Source organism: Vibrio aquaticus (genome assembly GCF_003970385.1).
Lineage (GTDB): Bacteria > Pseudomonadota > Gammaproteobacteria > Enterobacterales > Vibrionaceae > Vibrio > Vibrio aquaticus.
This window is the reverse complement of the sequence record NZ_RXZH01000125.1, coordinates 1-503: the sequence shown is the minus strand read 5'-3', so window position 1 is coordinate 503 and position 503 is coordinate 1. Positions and strand designations below refer to the sequence as shown.

The 503-nt window shown below is 54.5% G+C and carries 2 protein-coding genes; both read right to left on the bottom strand.

What is annotated here, in order from left to right:
- Positions 1-100, bottom strand: a 100-nt coding sequence (gpW, locus tag EJ063_RS20605) for a gpW family head-tail joining protein (protein WP_074157844.1), incomplete at its 3' end; no start/stop codon positions are given.
- The coding region (locus EJ063_RS20600; RefSeq protein WP_126576082.1) for a terminase gpA endonuclease subunit at positions 97-503 on the bottom strand (407 nt) is incomplete at its 5' end. The genes gpW and EJ063_RS20600, both read right to left, overlap by 4 nt.

Sequence of the window (503 nt, the reverse complement as noted above, 5' to 3'; positions counted from 1 at the left end):
CCACCCTTCGTCCGTCTTTCTGTACTGTTGCCACCCGTTTACCTGTCATCAGGTCATGCAGTGCCGCACGGGCAGCGGCAAGTTCTTCCTGTCGCGTCATTCATCCTCTCCGGATAAGGCACGGGCGTAATCTGCCAGTGTTTTCTTGTTGGTTGCTGCACCATCCTCTTCCTGCAGGCTCGCCAGCAGCGCACTGAGATCCAGCTGCCAGCGGGAAATACTGATGCSCAGCSCCGCCAGCGCATAAACGAAGCAGTCGAGTGCCTCATTGCGTCGCTTTTTGCTGTCCCACAGTATTTTTTTCCTGCCATCCACCCATTTTTCGACCTGCTCTTCAGCAGTCAGCTGCTGCGCTTCGGTCAGATCAAAAATATCCGGGTTATTCGGGAAGTGAACGGCACCGGGAAGCGGTTCATCCCCTTCCGGCGTCAGTGTGAAGCGGTTATAAATCTGCTCTTTCGCGGTATCCGTACCGATTTCGGTAAGGTAAACCCCGTTTTTGT